The organism is Anaerobacillus arseniciselenatis, from assembly GCF_001865995.1.
Classification (GTDB): Bacteria; Bacillota; Bacilli; order Bacillales; family Anaerobacillaceae; genus Anaerobacillus; species Anaerobacillus arseniciselenatis.
In genome coordinates this window covers 57,238-76,353 of sequence record NZ_MLQQ01000018.1, presented here as the reverse complement: position 1 = coordinate 76,353, position 19,116 = coordinate 57,238, and the positions used below count along the sequence as shown (strand labels likewise).

The window sequence follows — 19,116 nt, the reverse complement described above, 5'->3', positions numbered from 1 at the left end:
TTATTTTTTTCAAACAAAGTGTGACTTTCATCACAACAAAAAATATTCCTTTGCTTTATAATGAACTCAGGTGGGAGAAATGTCAATTTTTTAGAGGGGGATTTATAAATATGTCTAATTTACCAAAAAAGAATGAACTAGGCTTTTTTGAGATACGTCTAGAATCTATTGGGGGTTTAGGAGCTAACCTTGCAGGGAAAATGTTAGCTGAAGCAGGCGTACTCGGATTAGGATTAAACGGATCTAACTTTTCATCATACGGTTCTGAGAAAAAAGGTTCTCCAGTTAAAGCGTTTGTTCGCTACTGTGATCCTGATGTTGAAATTCGTGACCATAGCCCAATCGAACAACCTCATGTTGTAGGAGTGTTCCATGAAGCTTTATATAAAACTGTAAATGTTGTAAGCGGTTTACCTGCGGACGGAATTGTATTAGTTAATAGTACAAGAGATTTCGATAGTGTACGCGAAGATTTAAAGCTTGATTATGGAAGATTAGCTATCGTTGACGCGATGAAAATTGCACACGAAGAAAAAACAAAAGTTAACACTGCGATGCTTGGTGCCATGTACCGCATTTTAGACTTTTTAGATCCAGAAGAAATGCGAAATGTTATTCGTAAAACATTTGAAAAGAAATACCCACACTTAGTTGAACCTAACATTAGAACGTTCGACCGTGGCTACAATGAAGTAGAATTTAAAACTTACGAACTACCAGAAAATGCACAAGGTAAAGAGTTTACAAGACCACAACCAATGCTAGGATATTTAACACAAGAACTCGGTGGTGTCATTACTGCTCAAGCAAATAGTATTTTAAAAGACTTAAGTGGTTCTCGCCAAGGTTTCCTACCAGCATTTGAACAAGAGAAATGTATTAATTGCGCTGCATGTGATACAGTTTGTCCAGACTTTTGTTTCGTTTGGGAAGAAGGAGAAGACAAACGTGGTCGCAAGCAAATGTTCCTTTCAGGAGTTGACTATCAATATTGTAAAGGCTGTTTAAAGTGTGTTGACGCATGTCCTGTATCAGCTTTAACAGATATGTCAGAAACGATTGGCTACGCTGAGGCAAATCGCGTTGCGCAAAAATTTCCATATGTAGCAGGAGGTCGTAATTAATGGCTAAATTAGAAAATAAATTAAATAACAATGATATAAATACAAAGTATGAACAAACGACAACTTTCGAATCTGGAAATGAAATGGCTGCAATGGCTGCCGCACAAATTAACTATCACGTAATGGGTTATTTTCCAATTACACCATCTACGGAAGTTGCTCAATATTTAGACTTAATGAAATCTCAAGGATTGCATGACATCGAGTTAATCGCTGCTGACGGGGAGCACGGGTCTGCAGGTATTTGTTTCGGTGCATCAGCAACAGGTGCACGTGTATTTAACGCAACAAGTGCAAACGGATTCTTATATATGTTAGAACAAATGCCAGTACAATCTGGTTTACGTTTCCCAATGGTAATGAATCTTGTAACACGCGCAGTTAGTGGACCGTTAGATATCCGCGGAGATCATTCTGATCTTTACTACGCACTTAATACAGGTTGGGTCATCTTAACTGCTCGTACACCACAAGCAGTATATGATATGAACATTATGGCTTTAAAATTAGCGGAGCATAAAGACGTTCGTCTTCCTGTTATCGTAGCGTATGATGGCTTCTTTACATCACACCAAAAGCGTAAAGTTGACTATTTCAAAGATCGTAAAACGGTTCAAAACTTCGTTGGAGAAATGCCAACTGAGTACCCAAGAGCATGTGTGAAAGATCAACCAGTAACAATCGGTGCTCACATGAATGGTGATGACCTTATTAATAACAACTTCCAGCAATCAGAAGCTCTATATCGTGCTGGTCAAGTGTTTGAAGAAATTCAAAAGGAATATGCTGAAATTTCAGGTCGTGGATATGAAACATTAGACTTATATGGTATGGAAGATGCCGATGTTGCTTTATTCTTATTAAACTCTGCTGCTGAATCTGCTAAAGACGTAGTTGATAAACTTCGCAAGCAAGGAATTAAAGCTGGTGTGATTAGCCCTAATATCATCCGTCCATTCCCTGCTAAAGAAATTCGCGAAGCATTAAAGAATGTTAAATCAGTATTAGTTGGTGAGCGTGCTGATTCTTACGGCGGAAATGGTCCAAACTTAACTCATGAAGTGAAGTCTGCCCTACAAGAAGATAAAGAAAACGAAACGATCGTTCTTAGCCGCGTATTCGGTGTAGGTGGTAAAGACTTCTACGCAGATGACGCTGAAAAGTTTTTTGAAATGGCAATTGACGCAATGGAAAGAGGCGTTGCAGAAAGACCATTCGACTACTACGGTCACGTTCCTGGAAATCCTGAGAACAAACTTGAGCCAGTGATTGAGCCAATGAAAGGCGAGGACTTCAACAGCGGCTTAATTAAAGTGACTCAAGATGAAGAAACAAATAAATTAAACGTAAAGGTTCCGCCATTACGTGCTTTAACAGCGAAGCCTAAACGATTTGGTTCAGGTCACGGCGCTTGTCCTGGATGTGGGATCTTCCCAGGTTTAGAGTTATTCTTCAAAGGAATTGAAGGAGACGCAGTTATTTTATTCCAAACTGGTTGTGGTTATGTTGTTACAACAGCTTATCCGCATAGTTCGCATAAACAAACGTTTATTCACAACTTATTCCAAAGCGGTGCTGCTACACTTTCTGGTACACTCGAAGCATTTTTCGAAATGAAGCGTCGTGGTGAAATTGACATCTCTGATGACTTTACATTCGTTATGATCACTGGAGACGGTGGTATGGATATCGGTATGGGGTCTGCGATCGGTACGGCTTTACGTAACCATAAAATGATCATTCTTGAGTATGATAATGAAGGTTATATGAATACTGGTTCGCAAATGTCTTACTCTACTCCACTTGGTCATATGACTAGTACAACAACAATCGGTAAAACAAAGCAAGGTAAAGCGTTCCACCATAAAGATACAGCTCAAATTATGGCTGCAACGAACATTCCTTACGTTTTTACTGGTACAGAAGCATATCCACAAGATTTAATTAAAAAAGCTGCAAAGGCGCAATGGTATGCTCAAAATGTTGGAATGGCTTACGGAAAGATCTTAATCACTTGTCCACTTAACTGGAAATCAGAAGACCGTTTAGGTGAAGAGATTATGAGAAAAGCTGTTGAATCTTGCTTCTTCCCTCTTTACGAAATTGAACAAGGTGAAACAACGATTACGTATGATCCTGAAGCGAAGAAAAAACGTGTTGAGTTATCTGAATGGTTAAAAATGATGGGTAAAACGAAACACTTATTAAAAGAATCTAACGCTCCAATGTTAAAAGACTTCGAAGAAGAAGTAGAGCGTAGATGGAAGCGTCTTAAAACTAAGCACGAAACTCCATTTGTTTAAAATTATTAAAAAGAGCAGCCTTGGCTGCTCTTTTTGTTACCCTTTAACAATTGATACCGTTCTTTGATGAACCGGTAGCTGTTCGTACTCTATCGGCAAGTTGATTAAGTGATTTTTTTTAATAGCTTTATAGTTTATAGATACTGTAACTTCATTCTTAAAAGGAAAATCAGATAATGCAACTGTCGCTTCATCAAGCCAATGTGCACTGATCGTTTGATATTGATTAAATGCAAACTTTTGTGAAAAACCGCTCCGAAACCAATTTACTTCATTTTTTTTAGCTACACCCGGTGTGTTCATACATAAATATAGTGAAAGATTATCGCAAAACTGTAACAATTCATAGTGAAATTGTAACGCTCTATCTTTCTTATTAATATTTAACTTCTCCATCAACCTTTGTTGCCGCCTTCTCTCTTGTTTTAAAAACCCTTCTCCCCTACCGTTCGTATACCCTTCAAAAAAAGAACTAAAATGTAAACTACAAAGTAATGCCGCATAGTTGTCTATATCTTCAACTCTATTAATACCATTCGTGTACGCTTTCAATTTCGGTTTTAATGGATAATTAATAAAAGAATACGGCATTTGCGTCTTTTTATTTAATGATGGTTTTTCATCCAACTCGATCCAACCGTTGTCATGTTCAACAATTGCATAAACCACTTCATCTCGCTTCTTTTTCTCAATGAAATACTCATCTCGCCACGCCTCTGCAAAATCTCCACAAGCTTTGGCATGTTCATGTTGTTCAAATAATAATATTTTTTCTTTATCGTTTTCTGTGACAACCATACCATCCCCCCTCTTCATACTATAAAATAGGTTACTCTAAAAAAACTGCAACAGTCTTAAATTAAAAGTTTCATAGTATCCCACTACCTCATTAAAACACCACTACTAACTAATCTAAATATAGCTTTATTATACAATATATACTTTCCTTATAATTTTTCATATTGAAAATCGGATTTGAGAAGTTGCTATTGTTACAATTTTAAGAACAGTCAAAAATGTGATAATTATCACAGAAGTTAAAAGGATCCATAAAGTACGCTATATTTAGACATAAGTAATGTGGTTATAAATTTTTCAATTTATATCACGGTTCATCGAGAACACATTTAATATTTTATTAGAGGAGGAGTATTTATGTTTTGTTATCAATGTGAACAAACACCAAGTGGCGGCTGTAAAGTTATCGGAGTTTGTGGGAAGAATGAAGATATCGCAAGTTTACAAGACACAATTATTTTTGGGCTAAAAGGGATCGCTGCTTACGCAACACATGCAAGACAATTAGGCTACACTGACCCTGAAGTTGATGCGATCACCCAAGAAGCACTTTATTTAACACTTACTAATTCAAACTTTAATTTGCAAGAGCATATCGATATGGCAATGAAAGTTGGGAGTGCCACTGTTAAAGTGATGGATTTATTAGATCGTGCTCATACAGAGAGACTAGGCATCCCTCAACCTGTTCAAGTATCTCAAAATAAAATTGAAGGTAAATGTATCGTAGTAACCGGACATAATTTATTTGCATTAGAAGAACTACTTAAGCAAACAGAAGGAAAAGGCATTAACATATATACTCACTCTGAAATGCTTCCCGCACATGGGTATCCGCACTTGAAAAAATACTCTCATTTAAAAGGAAACATCGGTAAAGCTTGGTTTGATCAAAGACGTTTATTTGAAGAGTTCCCTGGTGCAATTTTAGCTACAACGAACTGTGTAATGCCGATTAAAGGTTCTTATGCTGACCGCTTCTTCTCTTATGAAATTGCAGGACTTGAAGGAGTAACAAAAATTGAAGGAGAAGACTTCTCTCCGTTAATTGAAAAAGCATTACAATTACCTGAAGCAAATATTGAATCTGATGAGACGTTAGTCACTGGGTTCCATCATGAAACCGTTTTAGGTATAGCTCCTGAAATTATTGACGCTGTCAAAGCAGGTAAGATTAGTCGTTTCTTCGTTATCGCCGGCTGTGACGCACCAGGTAAAGGTGGCGAATACTATCGTGAATTAGCAACCTCTCTTCCTGATGATGCCATTATTCTTACGACTTCGTGTGGTAAGTTTAGATTTAACGATGTCGATTATGGGACTGTTCCTGGAACAAACATTCCTCGCTACATCGACTTAGGTCAATGTAACAACTCTGGTTCTACTGTAAAAATTGCTGTTGCCCTTGCTGACGCTTTCGGCTGTGAAGTTAATGATCTACCAGTAAGCATTGTTTTATCGTGGTTTGAGCAAAAAGCTGTTGCGATTTTACTAGGACTATTTAGCTTAGGAATTAAAGATATTCGTATTGGTCCAAAACCACCAGAATTCATCACTCCAGGTGTGTTAAACGTTTTACAAGATGCGTTCAACTTGCAGTTAATCGGTAACGCACAAGAAGATATGGCAAACATGCTTCAATTAAGCTCTTCAAAATAAGAAGTAAATGTTACACAAACTCAAAAAACAAATGGTTTTACAAATGGAAAGAGGGTGTCCAAAAAACACCCTCTTTTTTCACTTTCTATTACTAACATAACTTATCAAGCCAACAAAAAATCCTAAAATGGCTCCACCTAGAACCTCTTCTGGTTGATGGCCTAAACTTTCTTTTAATTGTTTTGATTTTTTATCGTGAGCTTCATCTTTGTTTATGCCACTTAGTTGATCAATTCGCTTTTCTAAATCATTCACTTTAATGGCTGTTTCGCCCGCGTGTTTTCTGATCCCTTGGGCATCATACATGACAATTAAACCAAAAATAATTGACAGTGCAAAGTCTAAAGAACGAGCTCCTAACTTTAGACCCACGTATGTAGCTAAAGATGTAACACCTGCTGAATGCGAGCTAGGCATACCGCCAGAACCGAAAATTTGTTTTAAATTCCACTTCCCTGTCTGTAAAGCATTAAGGGGTACTTTTAAAATTTGTGCGATAACGATGGCAACCAAACCAGCTATAATACCTTTCACAATCATCCCCTCCTATATAAAACATCCTATTATAGCTTTCGTTATCAGATTTTTTTTATACAAAAAAACTCCCCACCAATAGGTAGAGAGCTTATTATTATTATTTTACTTCAGTATCGCATTTCTCACACTGATGTGTGTAACAGTCGTGCATTTCATCAATTTCATTTCCGCAATTAGTACATTGTTTCGGTGGTAAATTTTTAAAAAAATCAGTTGCTGTTTGCAGAGCCATTGTAGTTACCTCCGTTTCATTGTTGACTAAATTTATAATTTCATTGTACTACAACAATTATTATTTTTCAACAGGTTGTACTAAAACAACTTTAACATTGTGATAATATTGAAAACGCTTCATTTTAGGGTTTACACACCAAGTTTCAAAGTAATAACACATAGGTAAAACTTACCTTATTGCCATTCGGGCACATAGAAACCTTCACGCAAACTCCTTGGTCAGCGAAGTGTTTTGAAGCTAGACACTTCCCAAAATTTTTATATTTTCTTATCTTTCAAAAAAAAACTGACTGAAAGGTTCGCTAAAATGCAACCTCTTCAGTCAGTTTCTTCTCTATACTAATAACTGATCAACCTTTTGAACTAAATTTACGATTTCTGGTTTACTTACTTGTGCATCCGCGCCTACTCTTTCGCCTTTATGATATAAATCTCCACTAATTAACGAGCTAAAAATAACCACTGGAATATCATTAAGTTCTTTATGTTCTTTAATGCGTTTCGTTAAATGATGACCATCCATTTTCGGCATTTCAATATCCGTAATAATTAAATGGGGAAGTTCAGAAAAACTATCGGTATTTTGAGCTTTCTCTTCTAAGTAATCCCATGCTTCTCTACCATCTTCAAAAAAGTGTAAATTGCTATATCCCGACTCTGTTAACGTATCTTCTAACAACTTTCTTAAAATCGGTGAATCTTCAGCAATGATTAATTTTTTATTAGAGCGTTCACGTTCCCCTAACGATTTTAGTTGTCCGACATTCAACCCTGATTCTGGGCTTATATCTACGACAATTTTTTCATAATCTAAAAGTAAGATCATTAAATCATCCATTTTAATGACACCGATTGTTGAGCCTTGCAACCCTTGTGAAAGTTGAGTTGGCTTTTCAATTTGTTCCCAAGAAATTCGGTGTATTCGTGAAACACTATGAACGTGGAATGCTACTTTCAGTTGGTTTAACTCAGCAACAATTAGCTTATCTTGTTCAGGGTTTTCTGAAGACGGAAAACCAATAACTTTCGCTAAATCTACTACTGGAATGACTTCTTCTCTTAGCCTAATAATCCCCTCAACATTCGGATGGCCGTTAGGCATTCGTGTAACCGGAAGTGGATTTATAATTTCTCTAACTTTCATAACGTTTATTCCAAAAACTCCACTTCCTATAGAAAATACAATAACCTCTAGTTCGTTAGTTCCACTTTCTAATAAAATTCCTTTATGATCATTAGCCATATACTGACTTCCTCCCTCAATTTCAATAGGCTCTTTTTTAGTATTGCATACAAAACCTGCATGACGATATTCCGTCATCATCTAATATGGAAAAGGCGGATGATTTCATTCTCTTCGCTGTGAAGCAACTGACCTCAATCACATCATGAGGTACACCTTAGAATTCACTTCATGTAGCTTTGCGACGAGTAACCGCAGGAGCACTTCTAACGAATCTCAGAGGCTCGTTCACGAAATCATCCGCCTTTTTTCCATACAAAACCTCTATGACGAAGCAACGTCACCATCTAATATAAAAATTCTGGCCGAGTGTCCTAACCAACTAGCCACTAACCAACAAACCAACTTTCATACAAAAATAAGCCTACTTGTTTCAAATTAATATTTATATATATCCATAGATTACCACGTTTTTAGTGTTTGTTCTAGAATATGTTCGTCTAGATTAGTAAATTAAACAAATTTTTATCTTTGTTTACTTCAATAAATTCAATTTCCGCTTCATTCATTCGATAGATTAATCCATCATAATCTTCACTACGCTTTAATTCAATTCCAACAACAGCTGGACCATTATCTTTATTGTTCTTTTTTGTGTACTCAAAATGAATAATGTCATCATCAGGGCCTAATATATCATCTAAAAATTCTCGCAAGGCACCAGCCCGCTGCGGGAAATTGATAATAAAGTGATGTTGTAAGCCTTCATAAATAAGTGAACGCTCTTTTATTTCTTGCATTCGACCGATATCGTTATTCCCACCACTAATGACACAGACAATTGTTTTCCCTTTAATTTCTTCTCGATAAAATTCAAGTGCTGCGATCGGCAATGCTCCTGCCGGTTCAGCTACGATGGCATTTTCATTATATAACTCTAAAATTGTCGTACATACTTTCCCTTCAGGAACGATGAGAACATCGTCTAATATTGTGCGACAGATCGAAAACGGTAACTCCCCTACTTTTTTGACCGCAGCTCCGTCCACAAATTTGTCAATCTTACTTAACGGTGTAAGCTCATCATTATCAATCGATGTTTTCATTGCAGGGGCACCTTCTGGCTCTACACCAACCAACTTAGTTGTTGGACTAACTCCTTTTATATATGTCCCTACACCTGACGTTAATCCACCTCCACCAATCGACATAAATAAAAAATCGATGGATTGATCGATGTCATCCATAATTTCCATTCCAATCGTACCTTGTCCAGCGATAATCCTTTCGTCATCAAAAGGGTGAATAAACGTCTTATCATTTAATAGGCAATCATCCATCGCTTCAGTATATGCATCGTCAAACGTATCTCCACATAAAACAACTTCAACAAACTCCCCACCAAATCGTTTCACTTGAGTCACCTTTTGTCTCGGTGTTGTTTTAGGCATAAAAATTTTCCCAAATATTTTTAAATGGTGACAGGAATAAGCAACGCCTTGAGCGTGATTTCCTGCACTTGCACAAACAACGCCAGCCGCACGTTCTTCATTCGTTAAACTTTGGATTAAATGATAAGCACCTCTTATCTTAAATGAGCGAACTACTTGTAAATCTTCTCTTTTCAAAAACACATTACATTCATATCGCTCTGACAAAACAGAATTATATTGAAGTGGTGTATGTATGATTACATCTTTTAAACTATGATGTGCAATTACTATATCTTCGATCTTAACTTTATTTTGATTCATTATTTTACCCTTTCTTACATTAAAATATATTTTGAATAGTCTTTACTCTTTAATAAAACATTATATCATGTTTTTTTACACATTAAATGTCTATTTTAAAAACGAATGGTGACATTCAAAAATCATTCAATCGTTAAAACTTTAAAACAATCATTTGCCTTCATATTATTGCTATTCAAAAGAGTTAACTCTATAATATTAGTATTAACCATAATAATCATTAATAGCTTTGTATTAGGAGGAACCATTTATGAAAAAGGTGTTAGCAATTTTTTCAACATTATTTGTTTTTTTAACGATGTTTGCTACTACAACGATGGCTGCAGGTGAAGATCAAGCGGTAGCATCTTACGAAGGACCGTTAATTTTATTATCCGTTATGACTTTAGGGTTCATGATTTTTTTAATTTTTACTGACAATAATTAAAACACTAGTAAAGGTTAATAAATTTCATCATTCAATATTATCGCCATTAAGTAACTATATGTAGTTCGCAACTACATATAGTTTGATATGGCTCGATTTAGGTAATTATAAAATTCACTCTGGTAAAAAAATTTTCAAACTGAAAAAGAGCAATGGGACAAGTGATTATCTCATTGCTCTTTCGCTTTTCTTTGTCTAGCTTCAACGCCTACGAGCTCGGGTCACTTCAGACCTTTTCGGAAGCCATAAAGCGGCTTCTGTCAAAGGTCCTCCAGTGCCTGTCGCTCGTACCAAGGCGTTTCCGCTTTTCTACTATGCTTCCACTTTTTTATCTATTAACCAACCACAAATAAACAACACGCCGGCAACAACAAGGATATCTACAACCGCTGTTCCTGCATATAAAATCGCATCAGTTGTTACATCGACATCCATCATTGCTTCATTTCCATCGAAGTGGACGAAAAATGAGTTCATGAATGCCTCTTCGTTTAGTACAACACCCCATTCAGTTATTGCGCGATACACCGCAGTTTCTTGGAACTTCATCCAAATCCAACTACTTCCAAAAACAATTCCTATACCAAGTAACCAACCCCACTTACGAATCGATTTCGCCATTAAATAAATAAATGTCGCAACGATCCCTGTTTGTAGTGAAGCGATGAAAAGTCCACTAAAGAGTATCCACCAAAACGATTGAAACTGTTCAAGAATAAATAACGGTACTTGAGTATCGGGAAAATGTAAAATTGTTCGCTGAAGTAAAATATAAAGGATCATAAATGTTAGTGATAACGAAATGAAAAGCTGAGTCATTGCAGCTGAAAACTTAGCAGTTATTAATTGCCACCCACTTTTTGGGATATTTAACCAAAAGACAGCTGTATTTTGCTTCCATTCTAACCTTAGTGAGTCAAACATTGCAACAAGCATATAAACAAAATGTACTAAAATGAGCGGTACTGTTAACGTAATAAAAAAAGCATTATACCTTTCTGTAAGAACGAAGAAAAGAATTCCTAATATGATTAAAAAAACGATATTGATGAGAAACCTCGTTTTCGTTTGACGAAGCTCTTTCATATACAGTGCCAACCAACTCATCGTAACACCTCTTTCATGGCATCTAATACACTTTGCCCTCTCTTCTCACGTAAATCTTCAACTCTTTCAGATAAAACAATCTCACCGCTTTGCACTAATAAAACGTGGTCTAGTAAAGGTTCAATTTCAGTGACTTCATGAGTTGAAATAATTAGCGTCTGATTTTCCATTTCTACATACTTTGCAATCATTTTAATAATGTCTTCACGTACGAGAGGGTCTAAACCAGATAACGGTTCATCCATAATTAAAAGTGGGACGTTTCTCGATAAAGCAATCGCAATTTTCACTCGTGCACGATTCCCTTTCGAGAGTGTGCCGATTTTTTTATGAAGTTCTACTTCTAAAGCGTCTACGATTTGGTACGCTTTTTGCTCATCAAAATCAGGAAAAACTTTCGTTGAGAAAGTAATCGTTTCTTTGACCGTATAAAAATCATATAATGAGTCAACTTCAGCGAGAAAGGCAACTTTTTTGGCTATTAACCTATTGACAGCTTCCCCACAAACGACAATTTCCCCAGAGCTTCCTTTCAATAACCCAGCCATCAATTTTAATAAAGTAGATTTACCACTACCGTTAGATCCAACTAAACCGATGATCCCACCACTAGGAATTTGGAAGCTGACATTTTTCAGTGCAGATGTTAATCCATACCTCTTTGAAACCCTGTCAAAATTAATTATCATATTTTCCATGTTTTCACCTCTCACCATTTGAGCTTTGCAGTGCAATTTTCACTCGCTCAAGTATTTCCGCTTCTGAAAACCCATTATTTTGCATATATACAACAAACTTGTTGACGTATTCTTCAGAAATTTCTGAGCGTAATTGTTTAATCATACTTTCATCTTCCGTAACAAATGAGCCTTGACCTCTTTTTGCGACAACGACTCCTTTTCGCTCCATTTCTTGGTAGGTTCGTTGCACTGTATTTGGATTAACTCCAACACTAACCGCCGTTTCTCTTACAGACGGTAACTTTTCCCCTAACTTTAGTGAACCACTGCATATTTGCTGAAAAAAATGATCCATCAGCTGTAAATAGATTGGTTTTGAATTATCAAATGTTACACTCATAAATCTCCTCCTTCCGCTCCACACTCCAATAGCTGATAAAGCACTATATTTATTAAAACATCCATCTAGTAATATAGAAGAAAATGAGATGGGCTGTACCATACGTATATAATTATTTTGGGACAGACCCATTTTTTTAATTATTCGTCGTTTATTTTAACATATCTTTACGCAGCTACATCACGTTTTTGAAAAATAATCCAAGAGAGCGCATTAAAGGCAACAAAATAAATAGCTAACATCACAAGTGAGAATGTCATCGTCATCCCTTCAACAATTGGGGTTCCTTCAATATATTGTGCTAAATACGTATTCGCAAATAAAATGTATTTCACCCATTCATATTGGCTGAGAACATGAACAAGTTGAGTTCCTGTGAACATTAAAAACAACGCTAAACCAATCGCCAAAGAACTACTTCGAAATACCGTTGAAATCATAAATGCGAAAGTCGCCATCATTAATAGTTCAACACTACTTAAACCATAAAGCATAAACAAATGGGTAAACATGTTACGTTCGATCACTTCACCATTTGTAAAAACTAAATGTGGTTGTGTGATTGCCGAAAACCCAAAAAATAACCCGCCAATCGCAAACGAAAACAAGAAAAGAGCTAGTAACATCGATAGTGCAAAAACAAAAGTAGCGATATATTTTGAAAGTAAAATTTTTGCTCTTGATACTGGACGAATTAACAACAACTTAATCGTTCCCCATGAAAATTCTCCAGCAACGATCCCCGCTGCAACGATAATGGTAAACATCGTAATTAAGCTAATTAAATTAACAGTAGAAGTCATGTAACCCCAATAACTTTTCGTTTCTACTGGAGGAATGTCGTGCTCAAGTCGATATTCGTTAATGATAATCTCTTGAGAATATCGATCCTTTACTGCAGACGGAATATTAGGATCATCAATCATCATTTGCAATTGTATATTCCTAGAATGCACGGCTTGATGCCAATCATCATTACTAACAAATTCTTCCTCCATGGTTACTTGAATTTGACCGTTATTATCAGCACCAGTTACTTGGCCACTCGGATCATCTAAAAGAAATTTTGTAAACATACCTACAATTAAAAGCATTAATATTAGGAGACCATACATCACCCATGTTCCTGGGCGACGATAAATTTTCATGTTTTCATTTTGAATAAGTTTTGTGAAATTAAACAATTTTCTCCCCCCCAGTTACTTCTAAAAATTTATCTTCCAACGTTTTAGACGTTTGCCCAATTCCGTAAACTTTTACGTTGTTGTTTACAAGTAATTCATTTAAATCTGGGATTTCCTCTTTTTCTAAAGCGACTTCGATTACTTCACCGTTTATTTTAAATTTCTTGTTAGGATAATGTTCTTTTAACACACCATTCGCTAGTTCATGATCGTCCACTTGAAAACGGATCAGGAGCTCTTTTTCACCGTTGACAAAATCATTCACCGTTTGAACACCAATTAACTTTCCTTGTTGAATGATACCGATTCGATCACACATCAATTCCATTTCAGATAAAAGGTGACTAGAAACGATAACAGCTAACCCTTCTTCAGCTGCTAGTCTCCTTAAATAATCACGAATTTCTCTAATACCTGCTGGATCTAAACCATTCGTCGGTTCATCTAAAATGAGAACAGACGGTGAATGTAATAATGCTTGCGCTAACCCCAACCGCTGTCTCATTCCTAATGAGTACGTTCTAACCTTTTCATGGATTCGATCAGATAATCCAACCAACTCCACAACTTCATTAATTCGTTGTTTTGTTACTCCATTGACCATTCTTGCATAGTGAACTAAATTTTGATACCCGGTAAGGAATTTATACATTTCCGGATTTTCAACAATTGCACCGATCTCTGAAACGGCTTCTTCAAAGTTTTTCGCCACATTTTTCCCTTTGATAATTACTTCACCTTCTGTGATCGAAATAAGACCAACCAACATCCGGATCGTTGTCGTTTTCCCCGCTCCATTCGGTCCAAGGAAACCGAAAACTTCACCTGGAAAAATCTCAAAACTTAAATCATCAATAATTTTTTTCCCTTTAATCGTTTTAGTTAAATTATTTATCGAAACGACTGGCGTATCATTCATTTTTTTGCCCCCTCATTGTACCTCTGTATTATTGTTCTGCTGTATTAATTAAATAGTACACTGGTATAGGATGGAATGTCAATAGTTTTTTGCACTTTTCCATTGTTAGCGCTATAATCTAGTTTTCTTATAGAATTTCCTAAAATTATTGAAATAAATTTGAATACTTTATGATTATTTTTTCAATGTCGCATCTTCGTGCCGTTATAATAATTATGGCAATTTTCACATTCACTCATTTCTCACTATCATTATCGACAATTAATGGTAAAATTTAGTCATATGATTATTAGTGGAGGTGTATTTTTTGAAAAAACTATTACTGTATCTACTATTAACTTTATTGCTCACAACGGGCTGTAGCTTTTTTAATTCAACAAAGGGACCAGTTGAAACTGTGACCAAAACCATAGAACTTCAAGAGGATACCACTTTGGGTGAAATTGAATTAAGTTTCGGCGTTGGCAGGCTTCAATTTATTGGTAGTAGCACTCATTTAATGGACGGCACTTTTACTTCAAACATCGATAGCTTAATGCCCAACTTTGACCATCGAGAAAGAAGCCAATTAGAGTTAATTTCAATAAAGCCGAGGAGTACAGGACTTAACATTAGTGGGAATATTACAAACGATTGGAAGCTAGCTTTTTCAAACGAAATACCGTTATCATTTTTATTAAAATTAGGTGTAGGTGAAAATAACCTTAGTTTTGCTGGTTTAATTATTGAAGATTTAAACGTTAACGCTGGTGTGGGTGACACTGTTATCGATCTATCCGAAGCAAAAAATAATGATTTTAACGTTGATGTTAGTAGTGGTGTTGGCCGTACAAAGCTCATCTTTTCTGAAGAACATGCTGTTCATATCAAGATTTCTAAAGGCCTTGGAAGTGTCTCAGCACGAGGGTTTATTAGCAACGGCGATATTTACGAAACTGACGTTGAATCTGAAGAAGTGATGAATGTAACGATCAAACAAGGGATTGGCGAAATTGTATTAGAAACGAAATAATATTAGTCATACCTCCTTTTACGACGATTATCTTGTCAAACTAAGCCTAGTAGGCGTGCACGTATGGGTTAATCATTTGCAAGTAAAATTTCTCAAATAAAAAAAGAGTGTGCCAGCCAATGATATTTTTCCAATATCTCCGCACACTCTTTTTTCTATGATTTCAAGGCTAGTGAGCATAAATACGCTACTCTAGCTGGGCTTACTCTACCTTAATGAATTTCATAATTCAATATCATCGCCATTAAGTAACTATATGTAGTTGCGTTTAAACTCTCGCAACTATCTATATATAGTTTGATATGGCTCATTTGAGGTAACTATGAAATTCACTCACCTAACTTAGTATTTCAATTCTTTCAATAACAATGTCCTCTACTGGACGATCGTTCGATTCCACTTCTGCCTCAGCAATTTCGTCAACAACATCCATTCCTTCAATAACATGTCCAAACACTGTGTGGCTGTAATCTAAAAACGGTGTACCACCGTGCTGCTCATATAACTCGACTGTTTCTTCTGGGAATTCAAAGCCTAAACCTTGTTCCACTTGCTCAATGACGCCACGATCAAACTCGCTTGAATGTACGATAAAAAATTGGCTTCCATTCGTATTCGGTCCACGGTTTGCCATTGATAGCGCCCCGCGAAAATGACCTAAAGCAGGTGAAAACTCATCATCAAACGGCTCTCCATATATGCTCTCGCCACCTGTTCCATTGCCTAACGGATCCCCTGTTTGAACCATAAAATCTTCGATGACCCGATGGAAAATCACCCCATCATAATAGCCATTTTCACTATGTGTTAAAAAATTCTCTACAGCAAGTGGGGCATATTTCGGAAATAACCTAATCGTTATTTCACCTTTATTCGTTACCATCTTAACAATTCTTTCGTCCGGTTGATCATCTTGAATAAACTGTGGATACTCAATTTGAGTTACTTCTTCAGCGCCTGGGACTTGATCGTCAACCTCTTCTTCTACTTGTCCTTCGCCTCCAGTAGTATCATCGATCGCCCCCTCATCATCTACCTCTGGTGCTGCCTGTCCACATCCAGAAATTAAGAAAACCAAAAACGATAGTACTAATAAATATTTTAATAAACGCATTATGTATCCTCCTTTAGTCTTTATATTATTGTCTGATAAAACCGTGATTAAACGTACATACTCGGTGACTTAAATCACCGACAAAAGTTGCAGGTAATTGTATTCTAGTATTAGTAAGATGATTGATAAGAAAAGCGCAATGCGCCCGCCTATCGGCGAAATGCTCCTGCGATTATTCGTCGCAAAGCTACAGTGAAGTAAGTCAAGGTAGTGCTTCACTTAAGTGGTCGAGCCGATGGCGCCTGAAGCTAGACAGTTTTCCTAGTTCAAATATTTTGTACTTTCTTATCTTATAAAAAATTGGAGGTATCGGCAATGGAACAAGTAATTAACCTTTCAACAAAAGTAAGTGACATCGTTATTAAAATACCACAATCAGACAAAGTATTAAAGTCATATAAAATAGATTTTTGTTGTGGAGGTAATCGCCCCCTACAAGAAGCAGTTGAAGAAAAGAATTTACCTGCTGATGAAGTGTTAGCTAAAATACATGAAGTATACGTTCAAACGGTCCAAAACTCTGAATCAAAAAATACAGATTGGCAAACTGAAAAATATAGCACACTCATCGATCACGTCATCGATAAACACCACCGTTATTTAGTCGATGAGTTACCACAATTAAGCATGTATGTAACTAAAGTTTTCCGTGTCCACGGCGATACGAACAAAGAACTCGAGCAAGTTTATAAACTCTTCCATGATTTAAAACAAGAATTAGAATTACACTTAGTCAAAGAGGAAAAAGACGTTTTCCCTCACATCGTTAATTATGAAAATGAACAATCGAAAGAAAACTTGACAAAAGCAGTCGCTGCGATCGATGAATTAGAACGCGAACATGAAGCTGCTGGTGACCTTATTAAAACTTTACGTGAAGTAACAAATGACTTTACACCTCCACTAGGTGCTTGCACAACTTACCGTCTAACGTATCAACGGTTAGAAGATTTAGAAGCAGATTTGTTCCAACATATTCATCTTGAAAACAATATTTTATTCCCACGTTTACAAAAAGAACAGTAATGACTATAAAGGAAGCAACGAACATTAACATTCGTTGCTTCTTTTTTTACTGTTGCAATAATTTAATTTATCGATTAAAATATACACGAACACAAGTTCTGTATAAGGAGGGGGGTCGGGTATGCACTGCTTATCCCAACATGAACAATCGCTTTCTGATGCTTATATTATCCTTACTTACACTCGTAAAGTTTTACAGCAAGATTTAGTGCATGTTGAAAAGTCTCTTTTTAAACTTAAAGAGCCGTACATTCAATTAATCCACTCATCACTTAGTGCTATTAGTAAAGAGTTATTTGAAATAAAAAAACAGATGCACCAACGAAATATAAAAGTAACGTTCGGCACGAATGATGGCACATTTACTGAAGTCCATCTTTTTTGCCGAGGTTACTCGCAAACCATCCGCTATTTAAATGCAAATTTAAAAATGAAAGTACAAAATAGCCTTGAAAAGCACTTCATTAAAAGCACTGATACTCCCACACCCTAAAGGAGTGGGGTTCTAATTTACTAACGCATTTCTCCAAAACTACGGCCATACTCAACAATCTTAAGCTTTGTTGCAATCTCTCCCATAAATGAAACCTCCTTCTCTCTATTGCGTTCGATCCTATCCCTGTCTTAAAACAAAGGCTTTTTTCCTAAAAGTGTTGTTTTTTAACTACGAACTAAAAAACAATCTTTTGAAAAAAAACCAAAACAAAAGGGACTGTCCCATTAGAAAGTGTCAGACACCGCTAGGCACCAAATATAGACGGTTTATAAATCCATACGTCAAATATTTAGTAAGCGCTGCATGGTGTCAGACACTTATGGGACAGTCCCTTTCATTACACCTTTTTGTAAAGACTAGTTTAAAGAAGGCTTAGAAAGCGCAATTTTCTAACACCTCATTATTGTATCAACATTTAGTAATTTTTGGTATGTTTTTTTCTGTCTATTCGAAAAACTTCCCTTTCACTTGAACGAACGCATTATTTAATGCTCCTTGAATCGCTCTTCCACGATCTTTCTTTCTCTTTTTAAATTCAGCAATGATCTCTTCTCCAGTATATCCTTCCTTTATAATACTTCTTAAAATCATATCTGAAAAATCATCTTCTTTTACAACTAAGAAACCATCAAGGAGGATACTAATATTTTCGTTAAGTTTGTTAACACTTTTAACAGTAGAAACAAATGTTGCTGGATCATTCGTTTTTTTCGTAATCGTTGCTTCTACCATAAATTTCTGTTGTAAGTTATGTAACTGTTTAAAACTTTCTTCCCATTTTTCTGAAACAACTACTTCAAGTAACCAATTTTTATGTACTTCCTCTTTATTAATAATTAAACCATCGATAAGGGGAATTTCTTTTGGTTCGGTTTCATTGTCTAATAAAATTATTAATGAACACAATTTAAACGTTTTCATTGATTAACACCCCACCCCTAAATTAATTTGCTTATATCATAACATACTTAAAGTGGGTGTCCCATAGCAAAATAAAAGTAGAGAATAGCTTCCTAAAGAAAATCCACAGCGACGACCATTTCATCAGCACTTTCAAGTAGATGATGGTGTTAAGAAGCTCGCCTAGCACTGTGTGACGTATGGGGGGGAGTGCGCAGTAAAACAGGGGTTGATGTGCAAAATAGTGTAAGTGCGCTAA

Annotated in this window: 19 protein-coding genes; 7 read left to right on the top strand and 12 right to left on the bottom strand. The window is 36.1% G+C overall.

Annotated features, from left to right (window positions below; all coding sequences use genetic code 11):
- The first annotated feature begins 110 nt into the window (after positions 1-110).
- A complete protein-coding gene (locus BKP35_RS09385) occupies positions 111-1,124 on the top strand; it encodes a 2-oxoacid:acceptor oxidoreductase family protein (RefSeq protein WP_071313092.1) in 1,014 nt (337 codons plus the stop codon).
- Complete coding sequence (locus BKP35_RS09380) at positions 1,124-3,427, top strand: thiamine pyrophosphate-dependent enzyme (protein WP_071313091.1); 2,304 nt, start codon at positions 1,124-1,126, stop codon at positions 3,425-3,427. Before BKP35_RS09385 ends, BKP35_RS09380 begins: the two co-directional genes overlap by 1 nt.
- A gap of 36 nt (positions 3,428-3,463) precedes the next feature.
- On the opposite strand, the gene BKP35_RS09375 is transcribed toward BKP35_RS09380, so the two are convergent.
- On the bottom strand, positions 3,464-4,225 hold the full coding sequence (locus tag BKP35_RS09375; RefSeq protein ID WP_071313090.1) for a DUF3891 family protein: 762 nt from the start codon (positions 4,223-4,225) through the stop codon (positions 3,464-3,466).
- A 357-nt stretch (positions 4,226-4,582) separates the two neighbouring features.
- On the opposite strand from BKP35_RS09375, the gene hcp reads away from it, so the two are divergent.
- The gene (gene hcp / locus BKP35_RS09370) at positions 4,583-5,884 is read left to right on the top strand and encodes a hydroxylamine reductase (RefSeq protein ID WP_071313089.1); all 1,302 of its coding nucleotides are present in this window, start codon (positions 4,583-4,585) and stop codon (positions 5,882-5,884) included.
- A 78-nt stretch (positions 5,885-5,962) separates the two neighbouring features.
- On the opposite strand, the gene BKP35_RS09365 is transcribed toward hcp, so the two are convergent.
- The 4 genes from BKP35_RS09365 to ilvA form a co-directional block, all read right to left on the bottom strand.
- Positions 5,963-6,421: a divergent PAP2 family protein gene (locus tag BKP35_RS09365; RefSeq protein ID WP_071313288.1), complete on the bottom strand. Its 459-nt coding sequence runs from the start codon at positions 6,419-6,421 to the stop codon at positions 5,963-5,965.
- Positions 6,422-6,518: 97 nt separating this feature from the next.
- Positions 6,519-6,653 (bottom strand): protein YhfH, encoded by a 135-nt coding sequence (yhfH, locus tag BKP35_RS09360; RefSeq protein WP_071313088.1) that lies wholly within the window; start codon positions 6,651-6,653, stop codon positions 6,519-6,521.
- A gap of 336 nt (positions 6,654-6,989) precedes the next feature.
- Positions 6,990-7,898: a chemotaxis protein gene (locus BKP35_RS09355; protein WP_071313087.1), complete on the bottom strand. Its 909-nt coding sequence runs from the start codon at positions 7,896-7,898 to the stop codon at positions 6,990-6,992.
- A 440-nt stretch (positions 7,899-8,338) separates the two neighbouring features.
- Positions 8,339-9,592, bottom strand: coding sequence for a threonine ammonia-lyase IlvA (ilvA, locus tag BKP35_RS09350; protein WP_071313086.1), 1,254 nt, complete (start codon positions 9,590-9,592; stop codon positions 8,339-8,341).
- Between the two features lie 250 nt (positions 9,593-9,842).
- On the opposite strand from ilvA, the gene BKP35_RS19510 reads away from it, so the two are divergent.
- Entirely contained in the window at positions 9,843-10,019 is a 177-nt protein-coding gene (locus tag BKP35_RS19510) for a hypothetical protein (protein ID WP_169819188.1), read from the top strand.
- Positions 10,020-10,331: 312 nt separating this feature from the next.
- On the opposite strand, the gene BKP35_RS09345 is transcribed toward BKP35_RS19510, so the two are convergent.
- The 5 genes from BKP35_RS09345 to BKP35_RS09325 all read right to left on the bottom strand — a co-directional run bounded on the left by BKP35_RS09345 (position 10,332) and on the right by BKP35_RS09325 (position 14,309).
- Entirely contained in the window at positions 10,332-11,126 is a 795-nt protein-coding gene (locus tag BKP35_RS09345) for a hypothetical protein (RefSeq protein WP_071313085.1), read from the bottom strand.
- On the bottom strand, positions 11,123-11,824 hold the full coding sequence (locus tag BKP35_RS09340; protein ID WP_071313084.1) for an ABC transporter ATP-binding protein: 702 nt from the start codon (positions 11,822-11,824) through the stop codon (positions 11,123-11,125). Before BKP35_RS09340 ends, BKP35_RS09345 begins: the two co-directional genes overlap by 4 nt.
- Before the next feature lie 4 nt (positions 11,825-11,828).
- Complete coding sequence (locus BKP35_RS09335) at positions 11,829-12,206, bottom strand: GntR family transcriptional regulator (protein ID WP_071313083.1); 378 nt, start codon at positions 12,204-12,206, stop codon at positions 11,829-11,831.
- 167 nt (positions 12,207-12,373) lie between these two features.
- Positions 12,374-13,390, bottom strand: coding sequence for an ABC transporter permease (locus tag BKP35_RS09330; protein ID WP_245741929.1), 1,017 nt, complete (start codon positions 13,388-13,390; stop codon positions 12,374-12,376).
- Complete coding sequence (locus BKP35_RS09325; protein ID WP_071313082.1) at positions 13,383-14,309, bottom strand: ABC transporter ATP-binding protein; 927 nt, start codon at positions 14,307-14,309, stop codon at positions 13,383-13,385. Before BKP35_RS09325 ends, BKP35_RS09330 begins: the two co-directional genes overlap by 8 nt.
- A gap of 307 nt (positions 14,310-14,616) precedes the next feature.
- Here BKP35_RS09325 and BKP35_RS09320 point away from each other — a divergent pair, with 307 nt between their 5' ends.
- Entirely contained in the window at positions 14,617-15,321 is a 705-nt protein-coding gene (locus BKP35_RS09320; protein ID WP_071313081.1) for a toast rack family protein, read from the top strand.
- Between the two features lie 337 nt (positions 15,322-15,658).
- On the opposite strand, the gene BKP35_RS09315 is transcribed toward BKP35_RS09320, so the two are convergent.
- Positions 15,659-16,435: a peptidylprolyl isomerase gene (locus BKP35_RS09315; RefSeq protein ID WP_071313080.1), complete on the bottom strand. Its 777-nt coding sequence runs from the start codon at positions 16,433-16,435 to the stop codon at positions 15,659-15,661.
- Positions 16,436-16,750: 315 nt separating this feature from the next.
- On the opposite strand from BKP35_RS09315, the gene ric reads away from it, so the two are divergent.
- Entirely contained in the window at positions 16,751-17,461 is a 711-nt protein-coding gene (gene ric / locus BKP35_RS09310) for an iron-sulfur cluster repair di-iron protein (protein WP_071313079.1), read from the top strand.
- Positions 17,462-17,582: 121 nt separating this feature from the next.
- Positions 17,583-17,954, top strand: a complete 372-nt coding sequence (locus tag BKP35_RS19955; protein ID WP_071313078.1) for a YhjD family protein — start codon at positions 17,583-17,585, stop codon at positions 17,952-17,954.
- Positions 17,955-18,401: 447 nt separating this feature from the next.
- Here the strand turns inward: BKP35_RS19955 and BKP35_RS09300 are convergent, their stop codons facing one another.
- Complete coding sequence (locus BKP35_RS09300) at positions 18,402-18,878, bottom strand: YwpF-like family protein (protein WP_071313077.1); 477 nt, start codon at positions 18,876-18,878, stop codon at positions 18,402-18,404.
- Positions 18,879-19,116 lie beyond the last annotated feature (238 nt).